This window comes from Carboxylicivirga sp. (assembly GCF_982718395.1).
Window position 1 is genome coordinate 1 of record NZ_CEXQWX010000228.1, and the last position, 7,334, is coordinate 7,334.

Annotated in this window: 5 protein-coding genes; all 5 read left to right on the top strand. The window is 38.3% G+C overall.

Translation table 11 applies throughout. The features are described from left to right. Window positions 1-1,315 (top strand): transcription termination factor Rho (gene rho, locus AC4MRQ_RS23895; RefSeq protein WP_491200245.1); only part of this gene is annotated, 1,315 nt, incomplete at its 5' end. A 139-nt stretch (window positions 1,316-1,454) separates the two neighbouring features. Further along, window positions 1,455-2,006, top strand: a complete 552-nt coding sequence (locus tag AC4MRQ_RS23900; protein WP_491200246.1) for a DJ-1 family glyoxalase III — start codon at window positions 1,455-1,457, stop codon at window positions 2,004-2,006. Between the two features lie 581 nt (window positions 2,007-2,587). Continuing rightward, on the top strand, window positions 2,588-3,073 hold the full coding sequence (locus AC4MRQ_RS23905) for a hypothetical protein (protein WP_491200247.1): 486 nt from the start codon (window positions 2,588-2,590) through the stop codon (window positions 3,071-3,073). A 428-nt stretch (window positions 3,074-3,501) separates the two neighbouring features. Further along, the gene (locus tag AC4MRQ_RS23910; protein WP_491200248.1) at window positions 3,502-5,766 is read left to right on the top strand and encodes a S9 family peptidase; all 2,265 of its coding nucleotides are present in this window, start codon (window positions 3,502-3,504) and stop codon (window positions 5,764-5,766) included. 118 nt (window positions 5,767-5,884) lie between these two features. Continuing rightward, window positions 5,885-7,276, top strand: coding sequence for an aminopeptidase P family protein (locus AC4MRQ_RS23915; protein ID WP_491200249.1), 1,392 nt, complete (start codon window positions 5,885-5,887; stop codon window positions 7,274-7,276). Window positions 7,277-7,334: the final 58 nt, after the last annotated feature.

The window sequence follows — 7,334 nt, forward strand, 5'->3', positions numbered from 1 at the left end:
AGATAAGCCAGTAGAAGAAGCTAAAATAAAAAAAAAAAAGGAAGTTCAGAGAGAATTCAGGCGTCGTGACGATCGTGACAACAGGCAGCGCGACAGTAGACAGCAAGATGATGGTGGCAAGCGCAGATTCCAGAGTGAAAAAGGTCGTGACAACCGTCGTCCTCAAGATCGTAAAGATGAAAAGCTATACGAATTCGAAGGTATCATTTCGGCTTCTGGTGTATTGGAAATAATGCCTGATGGCTATGGCTTCTTAAGATCATCTGATTACAATTACTTAAATTCACCTGACGATATTTACGTTTCTCAATCGCAAATTAAATTATTCGGGCTGAAAACCGGTGATAATGTTCTAGGAACTATCCGTCCTCCAAAAGAAGGAGAAAAATATTTTCCTTTGATTAAAGTGGAGCAAATTAATGGTCGCCAACCTGCTTATGTTCGCGACCGTGTGCCATTCGATCACTTAACGCCAATCTTCCCTGATGAGAAATTTAACTTAACATCAGGACCAATGGCAAACCTGTCATCACGTGTTGTAGATATGTTCTCACCAATCGGTAAAGGTCAAAGGGGATTAATTGTAGCTCAACCAAAAACTGGTAAAACAGTGCTTCTTAAAGATGTTGCCAATGCAATTGCTGCTAATCATCCGGAAGTATATATGATTATCCTTTTGATTGATGAACGTCCGGAAGAAGTAACAGACATGGCACGCAGTGTAAATGCTGAAGTAGTTTCATCAACTTTTGATGAACCGGCTGAGCGTCATGTTAAAGTTGCTAACATTGTATTAGAAAAGGCAAAACGTATGGTTGAATGCGGTCATGATGTGGTAGTACTATTAGATTCTATCACTCGTCTTGCCCGAGCTTATAATACGGTTTCTCCTGCGTCAGGAAAAGTACTTTCCGGTGGTGTTGATGCAAATGCACTTCACCGTCCTAAACGTTTCTTTGGTGCTGCACGTAACATTGAAAATGGTGGTTCCTTAACCATTATTGCTACTGCTCTGACTGAAACAGGATCAAAAATGGACGAAGTTATTTTCGAAGAGTTCAAGGGAACTGGTAATATGGAATTACAATTGGATCGTCGTTTATCGAACAAGCGTATCTTCCCAGCTGTGGATGTCAACTTATCAAGTACGCGTCGTGAAGATCTGTTGATTGAACCGGATATGATGAACCGAATATGGATTTTACGCAATTACCTGTCAGACATGACCGCAGTTGAAGCAATGGAATTCCTTCATGACAGAATGAAGAAAACAAAATCAAATGAGGAATTCTTGATCTCTATGAACGATAATTAAGAGTATCTAACTATAGATAAAAAACGGATTGTGATTAACAATCCGTTTTTTTGTTGCCAATTTTAGGCATCCGGACTATCTTTCGCCAATGATTGTTTGTTTAAATAAGTAAATACGACACATTTATAAACTTATATTCATGAAAAGAGTAGCCCTGTTTTTAGCTGATGGTTTTGAGGAAATTGAAGCTTTAACACCAGTAGACGTATTAAGAAGAGCCAATATAAAAGTTACCACTATTTCTATTTCAAAAGATAAACTGGTAAAAGGTGCTCATGAAATAACCGTTATGGCTGATGAATTAATTGATCAAACCAATTTCTCAACTTTCGATGCATTGATCCTACCTGGTGGCATGCCAGGTACTAAAAACCTGAACAAATGTGATCAGTTAAAAGATATTCTCCTTGAGTTTTCACAAGCGGGAAAGCTAATCGGTGCCATTTGTGCTGCCCCAATGGTAATTGGTGAGTTGGGATTATTAAACGGTAAAAATGCAATTTGTTATCCTGGCTTTGAAAAACATTTAAAAGGGGCTATTATACAAAATAAACCAAGTATTGCAGATGGTAATTATATAACTGCTAATGGCGTTGGTTCTGCCCTACAGTTTGCCTTAAATCTTGTTCGGGAACTTTGTGATGAAGACACTGCGAAAGAATTGGCTCGTAAAATGTTAGTTGTCGATTAAAAAAGAAAAGGACTACAAGCCGTTGCTCAAGTCCTAATCACTAACCTAACCCAAATCTATGAAAAAAAATCTGACAGAATTATTCCAATTAATATGCCAAACAATAACTGCGTATAACTAATAAAAGTTAAAGACAATGATCAATTGTTAACACCTTAATTCCGCATTCGGAATTTCATAGCCCGCAGATATCGCGGATTTTCGCTGAAGGTGAATTAAATTCATTGGATGAATAAAAATCTGCGATAATTAGCACAATCGACTGAAAACAGAAAAAACTAGCGAATCTTAGCCAGTAACTCCTTCCATTTCAATTCACTTCTGTCATTTTATTGAGTTGTATATTATAGTTGTCAAATTTTCATGTAATAAACAAAGCTTAAATCAGACATGAGAAAAAACACTACTTTTGTCGGAACACAATAATCTTGTGGTTTTGGAGTTTATCTCACATGCCAACCATTGTGTTGATTATATGAGATAAACTTAGTTTAATCGATTCTAATAAAACTTTCAAGTTAGACCTTAAACCTCAATCTGATAGTGAAACAATTAGTAATGATTATTAACCTTAATTACAAATGAAGAAGCATTTTATAACATTGACACTTTTCTTACTAAGTATTTCAGCATTTAGCCAGGTTAAAAACGAACATGCCATTGGTGCCCGATTAGGAGGTGGCAACACTTTTGGTTCGCAAGTCAGCTATCAATATGGCATCTCCAATTACAACCGACTTGAAATCGATTTAGGCTTCGTATCAAACAACAATGGAAATGGATTTAATCTTTCCGGCATCTACCAATGGGTTTGGGCAATTGAAAATGGATTTAATTGGTACGCTGGTCCTGCTGCCACGCTTGGTTCTTGGAGTTATAAAAGTAAATATGATGGATCTGGAAGTTCTGGAGCTTATCTGGGCTTAGGGGGGCAGATTGGTGTTGAGTACAATTTTGTGGAGGTTCCAATCAATATCAGTTTGGACACCATGCCGCAGTTTGGGTTCGGACCAACCAATCAAACTTTTAATATGGGTCTGTCACTTGGCGTTCGATACGTCTTTTAGTAATTGACTCAACGATATTTTAACGGTCCTTGTTAGTAGCAAGGACCGTTTTTTGTATCTATTTGAATTTGCTGTTATAAATCAGGTTTTAGATATTTTTCGGTACTAAATGTGCTTAAATAATTTGAATTTATTACATTGCACATCCCAATGCAAAATGTATAATGATTAAACACGACGTAAATACTGCTGTTGTTAATCGGTGCTCAACGACTCATAAGCACTTTGTTATACATTTTTCGCTTTCATCTATCGCCTTGATAAGCCTGTACGGTCGCTTTGGCATGGGCTTATTCGAGTGCTGGATCTTCTGATAATTTATATTCTATCTGGTGATTTTCATGGTTAACAGCCATTGATATATACGCATGTATCCATTACCTACATGCATCATACAAGCTAAACTGTTTATAAGTAAATCAAAATCAATGAAAAAGTTTATTATTCTTTTATGTGTTGTATGCAATCTGGCTTCGGCAAAAGGCCAGATTAGCATCGACACAACAGACTATCAGAGAGCCGAGCAATTTATCTCATCTAACATTACTAAAAAGTATTATCGCTCATGGGTTAATCCACAATGGGTAAAAGATGCATCCTTTTTTTGGTATTCAATTAATACCAAACAAGGGACTGAGTACATCAAATGCCAAACCAAAAGTGGAGTAAAGGAGGCCTTGTTTAACCAAGAGAAATTGGTCATATTACTCGCCAAGGAACTTGACAAAGAGGTAGAAACCTACAAGTTACCAATATCCTCTATTGAAATTGATAAAGAAGGAGAAACATTGTCTTTTAAATCAAACAAGCTTTGGTATAAATACTTGATTACTGAAAATACCTTAAAAAAGTTTACAAAAGAAACCAAGCAAAAGCTATCATCCCCTTCTCCTGATAAAACTAAATCTGCTGTTATTCATGATTACAACATCTGGATAAAAACGGGCAACGATTCTGTCCAGATTACAAAAGAAGGCAATCAGAAATATGGCTATGGAGTATCTCCATCATGGTATTCAACCAAGAATATTGAGTTAGAAAAAGATCATCCTTTGGAGCTGGATATCAACTGGAGTCCGGATGGTAAATACATTATTGCCGGCAAATATGACCGTAGAGCAGCACGCAACTTGTATTTGTATAAAGTGTTGCCTGACGAAGGCCATCGTGCTGAAGTACGTGAGTATGAGCGTCCCATTGCCGGTGATAGTATCGTACCAACGGTTGAATACATACTGATTGATGTTGCTAACAATTCATACAAGCAATTAGACATTCCGGCCAAAGCTACATTCCTCGCCTATGGTTTTGACTGGTCTAAAGATGGTTCAAAAGCTTATCAGATCAGCTTTAACCGCGGCTATCAATCGGTTGATATTTACGAACTGACAGCGTCAACAGCTACTATCCGAACTGTTTTTAGCGAAAATGCTGTCACCTATGTCGATCCCAACACAAGTGATTTGCACATTCTGAATAAACAAAAGCAATTACTATGGCTTTCTGAGCGCAACGGCTGGCAACATATATATCGCATTAATCAAACTACAGGTGAGGTCATTAACCAGGTTACTAAAGGTCCATTTGTTGTGCGAGGCATTCAACATGTGGATGAAAAAAAACAGCTCATTTATTTCACGGCTGGTGGTAAAGAGCAAGACATTGATCCATATTGTCCACAACTCTATTCTGTAAAATTTGACGGTACAGGATTAAAAAGACTAACACCCGAAGCTGCGCACCACACATTATTCTTTAACGAAGATGGTCAATATTTTGTAGATAACTACTCAACTGTTCAGGAGCCTAACGTCGCTGTTCTAAGACGTAGCAAGGACGGTCGTGTTATTACCAAACTTGAAACCGGTGATATTTCTGAAATATTAGCTTTAGGCTGGCAAAAGCCAGAACCCTTTAAAGTAAAAGGTCGTGATGGCAAAACAGACATTTACGGTGTTTTATTCAAGCCAAATAATTTTGATCCAAATAAAAAATACCCCGTAATTGAAGGAACTTATAGTGGTCCTCAAACCATCCGTGCTCCTAAAACATTTTATCGTGGATTATCAAATGACGATACTCCAATGACTCAACTTGGTTTTGTGATGATCAACATCGATGGAATGGGATCGGCTTTTCGCTCGAAAGCATTTCACGATGTTTCGTATAGAAATCTGGGCGACATTGGTGGACCAGACAAAATGATTGCGATTAAAACACTGGCTGAGAAATATACATGGATAGATGCAAGCCGCGTTGGCATCTTTGGACATTCGGCAGGAGGTTATGATGCTGCACGTGCCCTTTTGGTTTATCCTGACTTTTATAAAGTTGGCGTAGCTACAGCTGGTAATCACGATCACCGATCGGCAAAAGCCTGGTGGCCTGAGTTATACATGGGCTATCCTGTCGGTAAAAATTATGACGAACAAAGTAATTATACCCATGCCAAAAATTTGCAAGGCCATTTGCTGTTGGTTCACGGCGATCAGGATCAAAACGTGAACCCTACAGCATCCATGCGATTGGCAGCTGAGTTGATAAAAGCAAACAAAGACTTTGAATTGTTATTAATCCCAAATAAAGACCACAGCCAGGTATATTACGACAAGTACCTGACACGCAAACGATGGGACTTCTTTGTGAAACACCTTCATGCTATTGAACCACCTAAAAACTATCAGATAAAATAAATTTTCCCGCTGATTTCGCAGAAATTCGCTGATCATATTCCTTTTATCAGATTATTTTCTGCGTTACTCAGCGTAATCTGCGGGCTATAAATCCAATAATATTAAAATCCTATATTATATGTTCTCAAAAGAAACCTATATCAATCGTCGTCAACAATTAGCAAACGATGTTGACAAGGGCTTATTACTTTTTATAGGTAATACCGAAAGCCCGATGAACTATGCCGATAACACTTACCGTTTTCGTCAGGATAGTAGTTTTTTATATTTTTTCGGGTTGAATCATCCTGATTTGGTTGGCATAGTTGATGCTGAAAGCGGTGAATCAACTATATACGGTGATGATTATACCATCGATCATATTGTATGGATGGGGAATCAACCTACCATTGCAGAACGAGCAGTAAGCTGTGGTGTACACAAAACCGGTACTTCTGCTGATCTATCAGCAACATTAGAAGCTGCCCTGGCATTTGGCCGACCAATTCATTTCTTACCTGTTTATCGTGGCGAAAGCAAAATAAAATTGTTGGAGTGGTTAAACATCCAGCCTTCTGAAATCAAAGAGAAAGCTTCGTTGGAAATGGTTCTGGCAGTTATCAAACAACGTAATTATAAGTCCGGCGAAGAAATAGTTGAAATTGAAAAAGCGGTAAATACCACTGTAGATATGCATTTGGCTGCAATGCGCATGGCACGACCTGGAATGACCGAAGCGCAAATTGCTGCTGAAGTTGAACGCATTGCTTTGGCTGAAAACGGAGCTATCTCCTTCCCTGTTATTGCCACCATTAATGGTCAAACTTTGCACAACCACTACCATGGTAACACTTTAAAAGATGGTCAGTTATTCTTACTGGATGCTGGTGCAGAAACGACGATGGGATACGCAGGAGATATGTCCAGCACTTTTCCTGTTGGTAAAATGTTCTCTTCCCGACAAAAAGACATTTACCAAGTGGCTTTAAACTCCCACGAGAAAGCTATTTCGATGCTCAAACCAGGCGTTGCCTTTAAAGAGATTTACCTGGAATCGGCACGTGAAGTAATGCGCGGTATGAAAGACCTTAGATTCGTTAAAGGTAATATTGACGATGCTGTATTATGTGGAGCTCATGCTATGTTCTTCCCATGCGGCCTTGGACATATGATGGGTCTTGATGTGCATGACATGGAAGACTTGGGCGAGCAGTACGTTGGTTATAACAACGAAGCAAAAAGCACACAGTTTGGCATGAAATCTTTACGACTGGGCCGTAAACTCGAGCCAGGCTTTGTATTAACCATTGAGCCGGGTATTTATTTTATTCCTCAACTAATTGATAAATGGAAAAATGAAAAGCATTTGCTAGAGTTCTTAAATTTCGATAAACTTGAAGAATACAAAGATTTTGGTGGTTGCAGAAACGAGGAAGACTTTTTAATAACAGAAAATGGTTATCGCCTGTTAGGTAAACCTCTGCCCAAAACCATTGAAGATGTTGAAAAAGAACGTTTAAAAGCATTTTAACCCAGAATTATGCGAATTCTTTCATCTCTTCATGATCCCAAAAATGAAAGGTATGCAA